This window comes from Pseudomonas sp. CP4 (genome assembly GCF_047758505.1).
GTDB classification, from domain to species: Bacteria; Pseudomonadota; Gammaproteobacteria; order Pseudomonadales; family Pseudomonadaceae; genus Aquipseudomonas; species Aquipseudomonas fluorescens_AO.
The window spans coordinates 3,789,657-3,806,365 of sequence record NZ_CP180489.1 but is presented as its reverse complement, the minus strand read 5'-3'; the positions used below and the strand labels follow the sequence as shown (position 1 = coordinate 3,806,365).

The 16,709-nt window shown below is 61.5% G+C and carries 10 protein-coding genes; 9 read left to right on the top strand and 1 reads right to left on the bottom strand.

The genetic code is table 11. From position 1 onward, the window contains the following. Positions 1 to 137: 137 nt before the first annotated feature. Positions 138 to 2,078: a BCCT family transporter gene (locus tag ACMYUN_RS17000; RefSeq protein ID WP_223259140.1), complete on the bottom strand. Its 1,941-nt coding sequence runs from the start codon at positions 2,076 to 2,078 to the stop codon at positions 138 to 140. A 486-nt stretch (positions 2,079 to 2,564) separates the two neighbouring features. Here ACMYUN_RS17000 and betI point away from each other — a divergent pair, with 486 nt between their 5' ends. The 9 genes from betI (at position 2,565) to yccS (ending at position 16,649) form a co-directional block, all read left to right on the top strand. Then, complete coding sequence (gene betI, locus ACMYUN_RS16995) at positions 2,565 to 3,158, top strand: transcriptional regulator BetI (RefSeq protein WP_042561476.1); 594 nt, start codon at positions 2,565 to 2,567, stop codon at positions 3,156 to 3,158. Positions 3,159 to 3,246: 88 nt separating this feature from the next. Beyond that, a complete protein-coding gene (betB, locus tag ACMYUN_RS16990; protein ID WP_137214271.1) occupies positions 3,247 to 4,719 on the top strand; it encodes a betaine-aldehyde dehydrogenase in 1,473 nt (490 codons plus the stop codon). A 148-nt stretch (positions 4,720 to 4,867) separates the two neighbouring features. After that, positions 4,868 to 6,571 carry a choline dehydrogenase gene (betA, locus tag ACMYUN_RS16985; protein ID WP_415761197.1) on the top strand — a complete coding sequence of 568 codons (1,704 nt, stop codon included), beginning with the start codon at positions 4,868 to 4,870 and terminating at the stop codon, positions 6,569 to 6,571. Positions 6,572 to 6,850: 279 nt separating this feature from the next. Next, entirely contained in the window at positions 6,851 to 8,293 is a 1,443-nt protein-coding gene (locus ACMYUN_RS16980) for a TldD/PmbA family protein (protein WP_039757618.1), read from the top strand. After that, positions 8,293 to 9,630: a TldD/PmbA family protein gene (locus ACMYUN_RS16975; protein ID WP_129997780.1), complete on the top strand. Its 1,338-nt coding sequence runs from the start codon at positions 8,293 to 8,295 to the stop codon at positions 9,628 to 9,630. The genes ACMYUN_RS16980 and ACMYUN_RS16975 overlap by 1 nt, the downstream gene beginning before the upstream one ends. Positions 9,631 to 9,820: 190 nt before the next feature. After that, complete coding sequence (gene mdtD, locus ACMYUN_RS16970) at positions 9,821 to 11,248, top strand: multidrug transporter subunit MdtD (protein WP_415761194.1); 1,428 nt, start codon at positions 9,821 to 9,823, stop codon at positions 11,246 to 11,248. Positions 11,249 to 11,507: 259 nt separating this feature from the next. Continuing rightward, positions 11,508 to 12,893, top strand: a complete 1,386-nt coding sequence (dbpA, locus tag ACMYUN_RS16965; protein WP_024014613.1) for an ATP-dependent RNA helicase DbpA — start codon at positions 11,508 to 11,510, stop codon at positions 12,891 to 12,893. Between the two features lie 146 nt (positions 12,894 to 13,039). Further along, positions 13,040 to 14,218, top strand: a complete 1,179-nt coding sequence (locus ACMYUN_RS16960) for an NAD(P)/FAD-dependent oxidoreductase (protein WP_129997783.1) — start codon at positions 13,040 to 13,042, stop codon at positions 14,216 to 14,218. A 256-nt stretch (positions 14,219 to 14,474) separates the two neighbouring features. Next, a complete protein-coding gene (yccS, locus tag ACMYUN_RS16955) occupies positions 14,475 to 16,649 on the top strand; it encodes a YccS family putative transporter (protein ID WP_415761192.1) in 2,175 nt (724 codons plus the stop codon). Positions 16,650 to 16,709 lie beyond the last annotated feature (60 nt).

Here is a 16,709-nt window from a genome sequence, read left to right as displayed (position 1 = left end):
CGGCCCAAGTCGTCAATCGCGGTAATTGAGTAAAACCGCGTTTGACGGTTTCCGGGCTGCTTCGCAGCCCAACGGGGATAATCCCCTCGCCACAATGGTTCAGCGGTGCAGCTGACTGCACCGCTGAATCTCAAGGTTTAGCTATACACCCGGCCAAGGAGCTGCCGATGGCTTTCAAACTGATCGAGCACATCCCGCGTAATCTGCTCCGGGGTGAAGCCCATCAAGTCGTAGTCCTGACTGCCATTGTGCAGATACACCTCAGCGCGGTAATAACGCTGACGCGCTTCATCCGATTGCGCCGACTCGGTCGGGGTCGCCAGATAACCATCCAGGCTCACTTCGTAAACGAAAGGGTTGCCCTCTTCCATCTCGACCCTCACGCCCATGCAACGCTTGGCCTTGCCCAGCAGCGTCTGCACTTCAATGCCCTGATTGCGCAATTGCGCCGCTGCATCTTCCAGCGCCGGGGTGACGTGTTTGTCCATGAAGCGCTGCACCACCGATTGGCTCGGCTGCAGATCCAGTTGCGTCAGGCGCTCGCTGAAACCCCGGCGTCCGCGCTCGGCCAGTTGCGCTTGCTCCTGTTCGATCTGCACGTCCTGGCGCATCGCCTTGTGCAGGCCGAACATGAAGCAGATCAGCACCACCGAGAACGGCAGGCCGGCCAACACCACCATGGTCTGCATGGCTTCGAAGTTGCCGGCGAACAGCAGGCCGATGGTCACCAGCGTGATCACCACCGACCAGAAGATCCGCAGCCAGTGCGGCGCGTCTTCGTCGACGTTGCCGCCCTTGCAGGAAAGATTCGCCATCATCACCGCGCCGGAGTCGGCCGGGGTCAGGAACAGCACGAAGCCGACAAAGATCGACACCCCGATGACGACTTTCGACGCCGGGTAATGCTCAAGCAACTGATAGATAGCCATCGACGGCTGTTCCAGCGCCGTCTTGCCCAACTCCACCGCGCCCTGATTCATCACCAGATCCAGCGCCGAGTTGCCGAAGATCGACAGCCACGCCAAAGTGAAGCCCAGCGGAATCAGCAGCACGCCAGCAACCAGTTCACGTACGCTGCGGCCACGGGAAATCCGCGCGATGAACATGCCCACGAATGGCGCCCAGGAAATCCACCAGGCCCAGTAGAACAGCGTCCACAGGCCCAGCCAGCGATCGGACTTGGCGCTGTCGCCTTCATAGACGTACAGGTCGAAGGTCTTCAGCACTACGCCGTTGAGGTAGTCGCCGATGTTCTGCACGAAGCCGTTGAGCAGATGCAGGGTCGGGCCGAACAGCAGGACGAAAATCAGCAGGCCGCTGAACAGCACGATGTTCAGGTTGGACAGACGACGGATGCCGTTTTCCACACCGGACACTGCGGCGATGGTCGCCACGGTGCTCATGACGATGATAACGATCAGCAGGTTGGTGTTGCTGTGCTCCATGCCGAACAAGTTTTCCAGCCCGGACGACACTTGCAGCGAGCCAATCCCCAGGTTGGTCACCAGACCCAGCAGGGTCACGAACATGCCGAAGCCGTCCACCGCGTGCCCGGCCGCGCCTTTGACCCAACGCTCGCCGACCAGCGGATACAGCGCCGAACGCAGGGCCAGCGGCTGGTTATGCCGATAGGCAAAATACGCCACGGCCAGACCGACCAAAGCGTAAATCGCCCAGCCGTGCAGGCCCCAGTGCAGGAAGGTCAGTTGCACCGCCTGCCGCGCCGCCAGATTACTGGCCGAGGTGCCTTCCGGCGGATTGAAGTAGTGATCCAGCGGCTCGGACGCGCCGAAGTACAGCAGCGAAATGCCGATGCCCGACGAGAACAGCATCCCCGCCCAGGCGCCGTAACTGAAATCCGGGGTGTCGTCCTTGCTGCCCAGTTTGAGTTTGCCGTACGAGGAAAACGCCAGACCGACCACGAACACCAGGTAGGCGGCGATCACCACCATGTAGTACCAGCCGAAGCTGCGCGACAACCAGGCCTGGGCCATCCCTAACATTCTGCCGGCCTCTTGCGGGGCGATGATCAGAATGGCGGTCAACAACAGAATCAGCGCGGTCGAGGTGTAGAACACCCAACCGTTGACCGTCACCTTCTCGGGCGGGGTCTTTATTAGCGAGGCAGAACTCATGGCACAAATGCTCCAGGCAGTGCGAGAGAAGAACACAAGGCATCACGGAACCCGACCAATCGGTTAGTTGGCAGCCGACCGGCGGGTGATATAAAGACACTCCGAAAAAAGCCCGAACCTGCCGAAATGGCGTTGCGTATTCGCTTTCGTGGCCAGAGGCGACGGACGTTCATCCGAAACCTGGCCCCGAGCGTCTTGCCCTTTCAACACGTCCATCGAATCGCGAACCGCGCCATGCCCCACGCAGGTTTCGAGCCGTTTCAGGTGTCGGTTTTTATCGTCATCACACGTAGGAATTTTCTGTAGGCAGCGACGAATTGTCGCAGATCTTATTCTTTGTTGATTGAACGTTCAATCAAAACAAAATAGACTGGCCCTCAATCCGATCGGCGTCATTCGCCCCTCGGAAGGCCTAAGGAGATGTGCAAGATGCCCAAGGTCGGTATGCAACCCATCCGCCGCCAACAATTGATCGAAGCCACTTTGCAAGCGGTCGATCAGGTCGGAATGGGGGACGCCAGCATTGCGCTGATCGCCCGTTTGGCCGGTGTCTCGAATGGCATCATCAGTCATTACTTTCAGGACAAGAACGGCCTGATCGCCGCCACGATGCGGTACCTGATGACCGCCCTCAGCGAGAGCGTCACCGCGCGCCGTCAGGCGCTGGCAGATGACAGCCCACGGGCGCATCTGCAGGTGATCATCGAAGGCAACTTCGACGCCAGCCAGGTCAATGGCCCGGCAATGAAAACCTGGCTGGCCTTCTGGGCCACCAGCATGCACCAGCCGTCTTTGCACAGGTTGCAGCGGATCAACGATCACCGTCTGTATTCCAACCTGTGCTGCCAGTTCCGCCGCGTGCTGCCGCTCGAAGATGCGCGCAGCGCCGCCCGGGGTCTGGCAGCGTTGATTGACGGCTTGTGGTTGCGCGGCGCGCTGTCCGGAGACGCTTTCGACACCGCTCAGGCGCAACAGATCGCTTACGAATACATGGATTTCCAATTGGCCAAGCAGGTGAGCTAGAGCACACAGAAAACGCTCAGCCCCTGAACTCCACCGCAGCGTGATCGCGGTGGGCAACGCCAACCACCAATGCACTTGCGAGGACACTATGGCCCGTTTCGAACTGCAAAAACTCTACATCGATGGCGCGTATACCGACGCCGGCAGCGACGCCACCTTCGAAGCCATCAACCCGGCGAACGGTGAAGTCCTCGCACTGGTGCAACGTGCGACCAAGGAAGATGTCGAGCGCGCTGTGGTCAGCGCCGAAAAAGGCCAGAAAGTCTGGGCCGCGATGACCGCCATGGAGCGTTCGCGCATCCTGCGTCGCGCCGTCGACATCCTGCGCGAGCGCAACGATGAGCTGGCCGCACTGGAAACCCTGGACACCGGCAAATCCTTCTCCGAAACCAAGTACGTCGACATCGTCACCGGCGCTGACGTGCTGGAATACTACGCAGGCCTGGTGCCCGCCATCGAAGGCGAGCAGATCCCGCTGCGTGACACCTCTTTCGTTTACACCCGTCGCGAGCCGCTGGGCGTGGTCGCCGGTATCGGCGCGTGGAACTACCCGATCCAGATCGCGCTGTGGAAATCCGCTCCAGCCCTGGCCGCCGGTAACGCGATGATCTTCAAGCCAAGCGAAGTCACCTCGCTGACCACCCTGAAACTGGCTGAGATCTACACTGAAGCCGGCGTGCCGAACGGCGTGTTCAACGTCCTGACCGGCAGCGGCCGCGAAGTCGGCACCTGGCTGACCGAGCACCCGCGCATCGAAAAAATCTCCTTCACCGGCGGCACCGACACCGGCAAGAAAGTCATGGCCAGCGCTTCGGCTTCGTCGCTCAAAGACGTGACCATGGAACTGGGCGGCAAGTCGCCGCTGATCATCTGCGACGACGCCGACCTCGATCGCGCCGCCGACACTGCGATGATGGCCAACTTCTACAGCTCCGGTCAGGTCTGCACCAACGGCACCCGCGTGTTCGTACCGGCGCATCTGAAAGCCGCTTTTGAAGCCAAGGTCGTTGAGCGTGTTGCCCGCATCCGCGTTGGCAACCCGGAAGACGAGAACACCAACTTCGGCCCGCTGGTCAGCTTCGCCCACATGGAAAGCGTGCTGGCCTATATCGAAAAAGGTAAAGAACAAGGCGCACGCGTGCTGTGCGGCGGCGGTCGTCTGACCGACGGCGAATTCGCCAAAGGCGCGTTCGTTGCGCCAACCGTGTTCACCGACTGCACCGACGACATGACCATCGTCCGCGAAGAAATCTTCGGCCCGGTGATGGCGATCCTCTCCTACGAAACCGAAGAAGAAGTGATCCGCCGCGCCAACGACACCGACTTCGGCCTGGCCGCCGGCATCGTCACCCGCGACCTGAACCGCGCCCACCGCGTGATTCATCAACTGGAAGCCGGTATCTGCTGGATCAACGCCTGGGGCGAGTCCGACGCAAAAATGCCGGTCGGCGGCTACAAGCAGTCGGGCGTGGGCCGTGAGAACGGGATCAGCTCGCTGAACAACTTCACCCGCATCAAATCGGTACAGGTCGAGCTGGGCGATTACGTCTCGGTGTTCTGATCAGCTAGCTGATCAGCTGCAAGCGGCAAGTTTCAAGCTGCAAGTAAAAGCAGTTTGGGCTTGCCGGCCTCCCCGATTTCGAAGCCACAGCTCGCTGCTTTTTCTTGCAGCTTGAAGCTAGTGGCTTGTAGCTCCCGCAGGAGAATTTATGACTCAAGAATACGACTACATCATCATCGGCGCCGGTTCTGCAGGTAACACACTTGCCACCCGTCTGACTGAAGACGAAGGCGTCACCGTTCTGCTGCTCGAAGCGGGCGGCCCGGATTACCGCCTCGACTTCCGCACCCAGATGCCCGCCGCACTGGCGTTCCCGCTGCAGGGGCGTCGCTACAACTGGGCCTACGAAACCGATCCGGAGCCACACATGGACGGCCGCCGGATGGAATGCGGTCGCGGCAAGGGCCTTGGTGGTTCGTCGCTGATCAACGGCATGTGCTACATCCGTGGCAACGCCATGGACTATGACGGCTGGGCGAAACTGCCGGGCCTGGAAGACTGGTCGTACCTCGATTGCCTGCCGTACTTCCGCAAAGCCGAAACCCGTGACATCGGCCCGAACGACTACCACGGTGGCGACGGCCCGGTCAGCGTGACCACGCCGAAAGCCGGCAACAACCCGCTTTTCCACGCCATGGTTGAAGCCGGCGTCCAGGCCGGTTACCCGCGCACCGAAGACCTCAACGGTTATCAGCAGGAAGGCTTCGGCCCGATGGACCGCACCGTGACGCCGAACGGCCGCCGTGCTTCCACCGCCCGTGGCTACCTCGACATCGCCAAGAAGCGTTCGACCCTGACCATCGTCACTCACGCCCTGACCGACAAGATTCTGTTTGAAGGCAAGCGTGCGGTCGGCGTGCGTTACCTGATTGGTGACGCTGAAGAACGTGTGGAAGCCAGGGCGCGCAAGGAGGTCCTGCTGTGCTCCGGTGCCATCGCGTCGCCGCAGATTCTGCAGCGCTCCGGTGTCGGCCCGGCGAAACTGCTGGAAAGCCTCGACATCCCGGTGGTTCACGACCTGCCAGGCGTCGGTGAAAACCTGCAGGATCACCTCGAACTGTACCTGCAATACGCCTGCACCCAACCGGTCTCGCTGTACCCGTCGCTGCTCTGGTACAACCAGCCGGCCATCGGTGCCGAGTGGCTGTTCAACGGCACCGGCATCGGCGCCAGCAACCAGTTCGAGGCCGGCGGTTTCATCCGTTCGCGTCCGGAATTCGAATGGCCGAACATCCAGTACCACTTCCTGCCAGTGGCGATTAACTACAACGGCAGCAACGGCGTGAAAGAGCACGGTTTCCAGGCGCACATGGGCTCCATGCGTTCGCCGAGCCGTGGCCGCATCCAGGTCAAATCCAAGGACCCGCGCCAGCACCCGAGCATCCTGTTCAACTACATGGCCACTGAGCAGGACTGGCAGGAATTCCGCGACGGCATCCGCCTGACCCGTGAAATCATGCAGCAGCCGGCACTGGACGCATTCCGTGGCCGGGAAATCAGCCCGGGCATCGACGTGCAAACCGATGAGCAACTGGACAAGTTCATCCGCGAGCACGCCGAAACCGCGTTCCACCCGTCCTGCTCGTGCAAGATGGGCACCGACGAGATGGCCGTGGTCGATGGCGAGGGTCGTGTGCACGGCATGCAGAACCTGCGCGTGGTTGATGCTTCGATCATGCCGATCATCACCACCGGCAACCTCAACGCGCCGACGATCATGATGGCCGAGAAAATCGCCGACAAGATCCGCGGCCGCAAGCCGCTGCCGCGCAGCAATGCCGCTTACTACGTGGCCAATGGTGCACCGGTCAAAGGCAAGCCGATGCGTGATATCACCCCCGTTACCCAGTAAGACATGACACCGCGTCACGGCTAATCGCTGGCAAGCCAGCTCCCACAGGGCTTTGCGTCGTTCACACATATTGTGTTCAGCAAAAAACCTGTGGGAGCCTGGCTTGCCAGCGATGAGGCCCTCACAACCAGCACAAATTCCTCTGCTGCACAGTAAATCCTCCTACACCCCCTCTTCACTTGATCCTACCCCCACGCAGGCCTACTCTAGACCTCGCGCAATCGTTTCATCCCTCCCCGCTGTCGCCATGCCGCTACTCCATTACAAGGAGGTTCCCGAATGTTCGATTTCCACCCCCAGCTCAAGCAGCGCTTCGCTGCCTTGCGCACGGGCGCTGAATTTTTTTCCCTGCGGTATGTGCGTGAGTCCGGGCAGTTTCTGTCGGTGCGCAAGAACGTCGCCGAACCGCCGAGCCTGAGCCGCGATGAAGGGGCGATGCTTACCGTGCGCGTCAATGGCGTCGAAGCCTACGCGGCGACCAATGACCTCTCGCAACAAGGCCTGCAAGCCGCCCTCGAACGCGCCGAGCAACAGGCCCGCCGCCTCAAGCCGCACGCCTTGCTCGATCTGCGCGAGCAGCCGCTTTCCAGCGACCGCGCGGATTATTTTTCGCCTAACCTCGAACAGCCCTTCCCGTCCCTGAGCGAATGCTTCGATCTGCTTGGTGCGGAATCCGCCTCGGTGCCCAAGGATGAGCGCCTGGTCAATTGGCAGGTGAGCATCGGTATCACCCATGTCGAGCAGATCTACCTGAGCAGCGCCGGCGCCGAATTGCGTCAGGCCCAGCGCTTCGTTTATCCAAGCCTCGACGTCACCGCTTACGACGGCAACGACAGCCAGACCCGCAGCCTCGGTCGCGAGAACTTCGGCCAACAGGGTGGCGCCGATGTCATCAGCCGCTGCGGCCTGGTCGGTGCCGGTCCGCAAGTCGCCGATCAGGCCCTGCAACTGCTGCTCGCGCCGAACACGCCGCAAGGCCCGCGCGACCTGCTGCTGATGCCCGATCAGATGATGTTGCAGATCCACGAATCCATCGGTCACCCGCTGGAGCTCGACCGCATCCTCGGCGATGAGCGCAATTACGCCGGCACCAGTTTCGTCAAGACCAGCGATTTCGGCAGCCTGCAATACGGCTCGAACCTGCTCAACGTAACCTTCGATCCGGGCATCCCCGAAGAACTAGCCAGCTACGGCCATGACGACGACGGCACTGCGGCGAGCAAACAATTCCTGATTCGCGACGGCCTCTTGCTGCGACCACTGGGCGGGGCACTGTCGCAATATCGTGCCGGCCTCGATGGCGTTGCCAACAGCCGCGCCTGCGGCTGGAACCGCCCGCCGATCGACCGCATGGCCAACCTGAATATCGAGCCGGGCGATCAGACGCTGGAGCAGATGATCGGTGGTATCGAGCATGGCATTCTGATGAGCACCAACCGCTCGTGGTCGATCGACGATGCGCGCAACAAATTCCAGTTCGGCTGCGAATGGGCCCAGTTGATCGAGAACGGTGAACTTAAAGGCGTGGTGAAAAATCCCAACTACCGGGCCATTTCCGCGCACTTCTGGAAAAGCCTGCGCGCCGTCGGCGATGCCAACACCGTCAGGGTGCTGGGCACGCCGAACTGCGGCAAGGGCGAACCGAACCAGGTGATTCGCGTCGGCCACGCTTCGCCGGCCTGCGTATTCAGCAACATTGATGTGTTTGGGGGAGACGCCTGATGAGCATTTCGAAGCGTCAGTCCGACGCCTTCAAGGTCATGGTCAACTGGCTGCGCGACAGCGTACGCGAGCCGGAACAGTTCACGCTCAGCTATGCCGGCGAAACGTCGGCGTTCGTGCGTTTCAATCACGCCAAGGTGCGTCAGGCCGGGCAGGTCCAACAAGCTGACGTCGGCCTGAAACTGATCAACGACGGTCGCCACGCCGACCTGGAGATTACCTTGTCCGGGGATCAGGAAGCCGATCTGCAACGGCTTGCCGAAGGTCTGCAACAACTGCGCGAAACCTTGCCGCTGCTGCCGCAGGATCCGTACCTGCTGCTCAATCACAACAGCTGGCAGAGCACGCACGTACAAGCGCATCCGCTGCCGGACACCGAAGATGTCGTCGGGCAAATCTGCGCTGCCGCTGAAGGTCTCGATCTGGTCGGCTTCTATGCTGCCGGCCCGATCAGCCGCGGTTTCGCCAGTTCCGCCGGCGCGTTCGGCTGGCATGAAGCCAACAGCTTCAATTTCGACTTCAGCCTGTTCCACGAAAACGGCGAAGCGGTGAAGGCCAGCTACGCCGGGCACGACTGGAGCGACGAGGGCTTCGCCCGGCGTTTCGCCCAGGCCCGCGAACAGCTGGAGTTTCTCGGCCGACCGTTACGCACTTTGGCACCGGGACAGTACCGCGCCTATCTGGCACCGGCAGCGCTGGAAGAAATCATGGGCATGCTCAGTTGGGGCGGGTTCTCGGCCCAGTCGATCGCCAGCAAGAGCAGTCCGTTGCAGAAACTCTACGTCGGCGATCAGGCGTTCAGTCCGCTGGTGTCGCTGGACGAGAAAGTCAGCGAATCCCTGAGCCCGGCGTTTTCCGCCGAGGGTTATCCGCGCAGCGATCTGCGTCTGATCATCGAAGGCCGGGCCGGTGATCAACTGGTCGGCTCGCGCAGCGCCGCCGAATACGGTCTGGCGGCGAACGGTGCGGGCGGTGGCGAGATGCCCAGTGCATTGAACATGGCCGCCGGTGATCTGTCGCAAGCAGAGATCCTCAAGCAGTTGGGCACCGGGCTGTACATCAGCAACCTGTGGTACCTGAACTACTCGGATCAACCGGCGGCGCGCATGACCGGTATGACCCGTTTCGCGACCTTCTGGGTCGAGAACGGCGAAATCCAGGCGCCGGTCAGCACCATGCGTTTCGACGACAGCGCCTATAACCTGCTCGGTTCGCAGCTGGAAGCGTTGACCACCGAACGCGAATTGCTGCTGTCGGCCAGTACCTACAGCCAGCGCAATACCTCGTCATCGCTGCTGCCGGGAGCGCTGGTCAGCCGGTTGACCCTAACGCTGTAAAACAAAGCTCCCCGGCACACAGGGGATCAACTGTTGGAATAGAAACTGTGGCGAGGGGATTTATCCCCGATGGACTGCGCAGCAGTCCCGCTTTTTTGGGGCCGCTGCGCGACCCAGCGGGGATAAATCCCCTCGCCACAGGGTTTCATGTTTGAACAAAAATCTGTATTAACCACCCACAAGAGGTTCCATGCCCAACCGCCCGCCTCTCGACGCCATCACCGCACGCTGGTTGCCGTGGGTCGTCGCCATTGCGTTCTTCATGCAGTCCCTCGACGGGACCATCCTCAATACCGCGCTGCCGGCCATGGCCAGCGATCTGGCCGAAGACCCGTTGCGCATGCAGGGCGTGATCATCGCCTACATGCTCACCGTGGCCCTGCTGATCCCGGCCTCCGGCTGGATCGCCGACCGCTTCGGCACCAAGAAAATCTTCTTCGGCGCCATTCTGCTGTTCAGTTTCGGCTCGTTGCTCTGCGCGTTATCCAGCAGCCTGAGCATGCTCATCGGTGCGCGGGTGATTCAGGGCCTCGGCGGTGCGCTGATGCTGCCGGTCGGGCGGCTGGTGGTGCTGCGCGCCTACCCGCGCTCGGAACTGGTGCGGATCATGGGTTTCATCACCATTCCGGGTCTGCTCGGTCCACTGATCGGCCCGACCATGGGTGGCTGGATGGTGGAGTACGTGACGTGGCACTGGATCTTCCTGATCAACCTGCCGGTCGGGGTGATCGGTTGTTATGCGGTGTGGAAGTTCATTCCCGACCTGCGCGGTACGGAGCGCACGCGCTTCGATAGCCTTGGTTTTCTGCTGTTCGGCGCGGCGATGATCCTCATCACCATTGCCATGGAAGGCCTCGGCGAACTGCACCTGCCGCACCTGCGGGTGATGTTGCTGCTGTTCGCCGGCATGGCCTGTCTGGCGGCGTACTGGCTGCGCGCCGGGCATATCGACAATCCGTTGTTCGCGCCGTCATTGTTCAAGACCCGCACGTTTGCCGTCGGTATTCTCGGCAACCTGTTCGCACGCTTGGGCAGCGGCGCCCTGCCGTTTCTGGTGCCGTTGTTGCTGCAAGTGGCCTTGGGTTACTCCCCCTCCCAAGCCGGGATGAGCATGTTGCCGCTGGCCGCTGCGGCGATGATCGCCAAGTGGGTCGCGCGGCCGCTGATCGAACGCCTCGGCTATCGCATCGTCCTCACCGGCAACACCCTGGCGCTGGGGATCATGCTGGCGAGCATGGGCCTGGTCAGCGAGCAGACGCCGTACTGGCTGCTGCTGTGCCTGCTGGCGGTGCTCGGTGCGATCAACTCGCTGCAATTCACTGCAATGAATACGGTGACGCTGATCGACCTTGACGATGCCAGCGCCAGCAGCGGCAACAGTTTGCTATCGGTGGTCGCGCAGTTGTCGCTGAGCCTCGGCGTGGCTTGCGCCGGTGCGCTGCTTGGGGGATTCACTGCGAAGGTCGGCAACGACGGCGTGGAAACCGTGCTCGGCGCGTTCCAGCTGACCTTCGTCACGGTCGGCGTGATGGCGATGCTGGCGGCAACGATCTTCTCGCAGCTGTCCAAGGAAGACGGCCGGCGTGCCAAGCGCCCGGAAGAGCACATCGAGCACTGATGTGTGGGGGGAGAGCTCTGTGGCGAGGGGATTTATCCCCGTTGGGGCGCGTAGCACCCCTCTGCTTCTGCTGTCGCCTCGGCCAGTCAGGCTGATCGCATTCATCTTTTTGGGGGGGCGCTACGCACCCCAGCGGGGATAAATCCCCTCGCCACAGGTAATCCCTGCCTGGGGTTCAATCGCTGTTCGTCCAGAACTGTCGAGGAAACGGGCACGGGGCTGCTACACTGCGCGACATTTTGTTTTGCAGGCCAGTCCCGTGACCACCATCGCCACCGCTTTTAATACTCTGCCGCTGTCCGCCGCCATGCTGGCTAACCTCGAATCACTCGGTTATGCCCAGATGACGCCGATCCAGGCGCAGAGCTTGCCGGTGATCCTCAAGGGGATGGACCTGATCGCCCAGGCCAAGACCGGCAGCGGCAAGACCGCCGCGTTCGGCATCGGCCTGCTCAACCCGATCAATCCGCGCTACTTCGGGTGCCAGGCGCTGGTGATCTGCCCGACCCGCGAGCTGGCCGACCAGGTGGCCAAGGAAGTCCGTCGCCTGGCCCGCGCTGAAGACAACATCAAGGTCCTGACCCTGTGCGGTGGCGTGTCGTTCGGCCCGCAGATCGCTTCGCTGGAGCACGGCGCGCACATCATCGTCGGCACTCCGGGGCGCATTCAGCAGCACCTGCGCAAGGGTTCGCTGGTGCTCGACGGCCTGAACACGCTGATCCTCGACGAAGCCGACCGCATGCTCGACATGGGTTTCTACGACGCCATCGAAGACATCATCATCAAGACCCCCGAGCGGCGCCAGACTCTGTTGTTCTCCGCGACCTACCCGGTGGGGATCAAGCAACTGGCCTCGAAATTCATGCGCGATCCGCAGACCGTCAAGGCTGAAGCCTTCCACGACGACACGCAGATCGAGCAGCGCTTCTACGAGATTTCCCCGGAAGAGCGCATGAGCGCAGTGACCAAAGTCCTGCACCACTTCCGTCCGGCGTCCTGCGTGGCGTTCTGCTTCACCAAGCAGCAGGTTCAGGAAACCGTCGATCACCTGACCGCCAAAGGCATTTCCGCCGTCGGCCTGCACGGCGATCTGGAACAGCGTGACCGCGATCAGGTGCTGGCGATGTTCGCCAACCGCAGCACCTCGGTGCTGGTCGCCACCGACGTCGCCGCCCGTGGCCTGGACATCGATGCGCTGGACATGGTGATCAACGTCGAGCTGGCGCGCGATTCGGAAATCCACATCCACCGCGTCGGCCGCACCGGTCGCGCGGGCGAGAAAGGCATCGCCATCAGCCTGGTCGCGCCGTCCGAAGCTCATCGTGCGCAAGCCATTGAACAGTTGCAGAAAGCGCCGCTGAACTGGGATCAGATCGACAACCTCAAGTCCCAGGGCCTGGCACCGCTGCAACCGCCGATGACTACCCTGTGCATCGGCGCTGGCCGCAAAGACAAAGTGCGCCCGGGCGACATTCTTGGCGCACTGACCGGCGAAGCGGGCATTCCCGGTGCGCAAGTGGGCAAGATTGCGATCTTCGATTTCCAGGCGTATGTGGCCGTGGAACGCACCGTAGCCATGCAGGCCTTGCAGCGCTTGAACGACGGCAAGATCAAGGGCCGTTCGCTGCGCGTACGCATCCTCTAAGGACCGCGTAGATTGATCGTTCCCACGCTCCGCGTGGGAATGCATCCTGTGACGCTCCGCGTCACGTCTTGAAAGCGGACGCAGAGCGTCCATGGCGGCATTCCCACGCAGAGCGTGGGAACGATCATTTGTGTGAGGACACCGTTTTGCGCTCTACCGAAGTCGTGATCATTGGCGCTGGCGCGGCCGGCTTGATGTGTGCCCTGACCGCCGCCGGGCGCGGGCGTCAGGTGTTGCTGCTCGACCACGCGAACAAGGCCGGCAAGAAAATCCTCATGTCCGGAGGCGGTCGCTGCAATTTCACCAACATGTACACCGAACCGAGCAATTTCCTCTCGCAGAACCCGCATTTCTGCAAATCCGCGCTGGCGCGTTACACCCAGTGGGATTTCATCGGTCTGGTCGGCAAACACGGCGTGCCGTACCACGAGAAGAAACTCGGCCAGCTGTTCTGCGATAACAAATCCAGCGACATCCTCGGCATGCTGCTCGATGAATGCGATCAGGCCGGTGTCGATCTGCGTCTGGACACCTCGATCCAGACCATTGAAAAAATCGACAGCGGTTATCTCCTCGACACCACACTTGGCCAGGTTCAGTGCCAGTCTCTGGTGATCGCCACCGGCGGCCTGTCGATCCCGACCCTGGGCGCCACCGGTTTCGGTTATCAGGTCGCCAGACAATTCGGCCATGAACTGCTGCCGACCCGCGCCGGGCTGGTGCCGTTCACCATTACCGACCAGCTCAAGGAGTTGTGCACAGAGCTGTCCGGGACCTCGGTGGATTGTCTGGTCAGCTGCAATGACCAGAGCTTTCGCGAAAACATCCTGTTCACCCATCGCGGCCTCAGTGGCCCGGCGATTCTGCAGATCTCTTCGTTCTGGGAGCCCGGCGACACGGTGGAGATCAACCTGCTGCCGGATCACGACGCGGCGAGCTGGCTGCAAGAGCAAGTCGCCGAGCGCCCGAACAGTGAACTGAAGACTTTGCTTGGCGAGATTTTCACCAAGAAAATGGCCAACCTGCTGGCGGATAACTGGTTCGTTTCCAAACCAATGAAGCAGTACACCCACGCGGAACTGGCGGAGATCGCCGAGAAGCTTGGCAGCTGGAAGGTTGTACCGGCGGGGACTGAAGGCTATCGCACGGCTGAAGTGACCCTGGGTGGCGTCGATACCCGCGAGGTGTCGTCCAAGACCATGGAGTCGCTGAAAAGCCCGGGGCTGTATTTTATAGGCGAAGTGCTCGACGTTACCGGGCATCTGGGCGGGTTCAACTTTCAATGGGCGTGGGCCTCCGGTTACGCTGCCGCGCAATACGTCTGATCCCATTCTCTCGAATGTGAAATGCAATCTCTGTGGGAGCTGGCTTGCCAGCGATGAGGCCGGTACATCAATGTTGAATGTCAGACCGCCATCGCTGGCAAGCCAGCTCCCACAGGGATATGTACGCCATTTGAGATTTAGTTCGGCACAAGACCTCAAAGGAACACTTTTTGCTGTCAGATGTGCTCGGCGCCATTGCGTCGGCGTCATTACTGGCTCAATTTAGCGGCATCGCCTCGGAAGGCCTTCGCACTTCATGTCCTCGACCTCGTTTCGTCAGTCTTTGCGGCGCCTGTGGGCGCTGGATAAATTCAGCTACAGCGTGCGGGTATTCATCGCCCTGACCGGCAGCATGGCGCTGTGCTGGTATCAGGATGAAATGGGCCTGCTGATCCCGTTGTTCCTCGGCATCATCGCCAGCGCCCTGGCCGAGACCGACGACAGTTGGCAGGGGCGTCTCAACGCTCTGGCGGTGACGCTGGTGTGTTTCAGCATCGCCGCGCTGTCGGTGGAATTGCTCTTTCCCTACCCGATCATTTTTGCCGTGGCCCTGGCGCTGGCCAGTTTCGGCCTGACCATGCTCGGCGCGCTGGGCGAGCGATACGGTGCGATCGCCTCGGCGACGCTGATTCTCTCGGTGTACACGATGATCGGCGTCGATCAGCGCGGCGGCGCGGTTACCGATTTCTGGCATGAACCGATGCTGCTGGTCGCCGGTGCAGCGTGGTATGGCTTGCTCTCGGTGCTGTGGCAGGCGCTGTTTTCCAATCAACCGGTGCAGCAGAGTCTGGCGCGGCTGTTCCGCGAACTGGGCCTGTATCTGAAGCTGAAATCCTCGCTGTTCGAGCCGATCCGGCAGATGGACGTCGAGGCCCGCCGCCTCGAACTGGCGCAACAGAACGGCCGGGTGGTCGCCGCACTCAACACCGCCAAGGAAATCATCCTGCACCGGGTCGGCAATGGTCGACCGGGCTCGAAAGTCAGCCGTTACCTGAAGCTGTACTTCCTTGCGCAGGACATCCACGAACGCGCCAGCTCTTCGCACTACCCTTACAACGCGCTGGCCGAGGCATTCTTCCACAGCGACGTGCTGTTTCGCTGCCAGCGCCTGCTGCGCCAGCAAGGCAAGGCCTGCCGGGCCTTGGCCGAGTCAATCCAGATGCGCCAGCCGTTCATCTACGACGCTAGTTTCGCCGAAGCTTTGAGCGACCTGCATGCCTCCCTCGAACACTTGCGCATCCAGAGCAACCCGGCATGGCGCGGCCTGCTGCGCTCGCTGCGCGCACTGGCGGCCAACCTCGGCACCCTCGATCGCTTGCTCAGCGATGCCAGCAATCCTGACGCCTTGGCTGATGCTACCGACAGCAGCCTGCTCGACCGCTCACCGCGCAACCTCAAGGACGTATGGATTCGCCTGCGTACGCAACTGACGCCGACTTCTCTGCTGTTCCGTCATGCCCTGCGCCTGCCGCTGGCACTCAGCATCGGCTACGGCATGGTGCACCTGATCCACCCGTCGCAAGGCTACTGGATCATCCTCACCACGCTGTTCGTCTGCCAGCCGAACTACGGCGCCACCCGGCGCAAGCTCGGCCAGCGGATCATCGGCACGGCCATTGGTCTGACGGTGGCCTGGGCGCTGTTCGATCTGTTCCCCAACCCGGTGGTGCAATCGTGCTTCGCCATTGCTGCCGGCGTGGTGTTCTTTACCAACCGCACCACCCGCTACACCCTGGCGACGGCGGCGATCACGATCATGGTGCTGTTCTGCTTCAACCAGGTCGGCGACGGCTACGGGCTGTTCCTGCCCCGGCTGTTCGATACATTGCTGGGCAGCCTGATCGCAGGGCTGGCGGTGTTCCTGTTCCTGCCAGACTGGCAGGGTCGGCGTCTGAACAAAGTGCTGGCCAACACTCTGACCTGCAACAGCATCTACCTGCGCCAGATCATGCAGCAATACGCCGCCGGCAAGAGCGACGACCTCGCCTATCGCCTGGCGCGCCGCAACGCGCACAACGCTGATGCTGCGCTATCGACGACACTGGCGAACATGCTCATGGAGCCGGGGCATTTCCGTAAGGAGGCGGATGTCGGTTTTCGTTTCCTGGTGCTGTCGCACACGTTGCTCAGCTACCTTTCCGGCCTCGGCGCGCACCGCGAAACGCAACTGCCGGCGGATGTGCGCGAGCATTTGATCGAAGGCGCCGGGGTGAGACTGGCCACCAGCATCGACGAAATCGCTCAAGGCCTGGCGAGCAAGCAGCCGATTGCGATTCAAAGTGATGAAGAAGAAGCGCTGGCCAATGAACTGGAACAGATGCCAGATGAAATCGATGAGGGCCAGCGACTGGTGCAGACGCAGCTGGCGCTGATTTGCCGGCAGTTGGGGCCACTTCGGACGTTGGCGGCGCATTTGATCAAAGAGGTCTAGCTGCAAGCTGCAAGCCAGACGCTGCCCCGGCTTCTAACTTGAAGCTTGCAGCTTGAAACT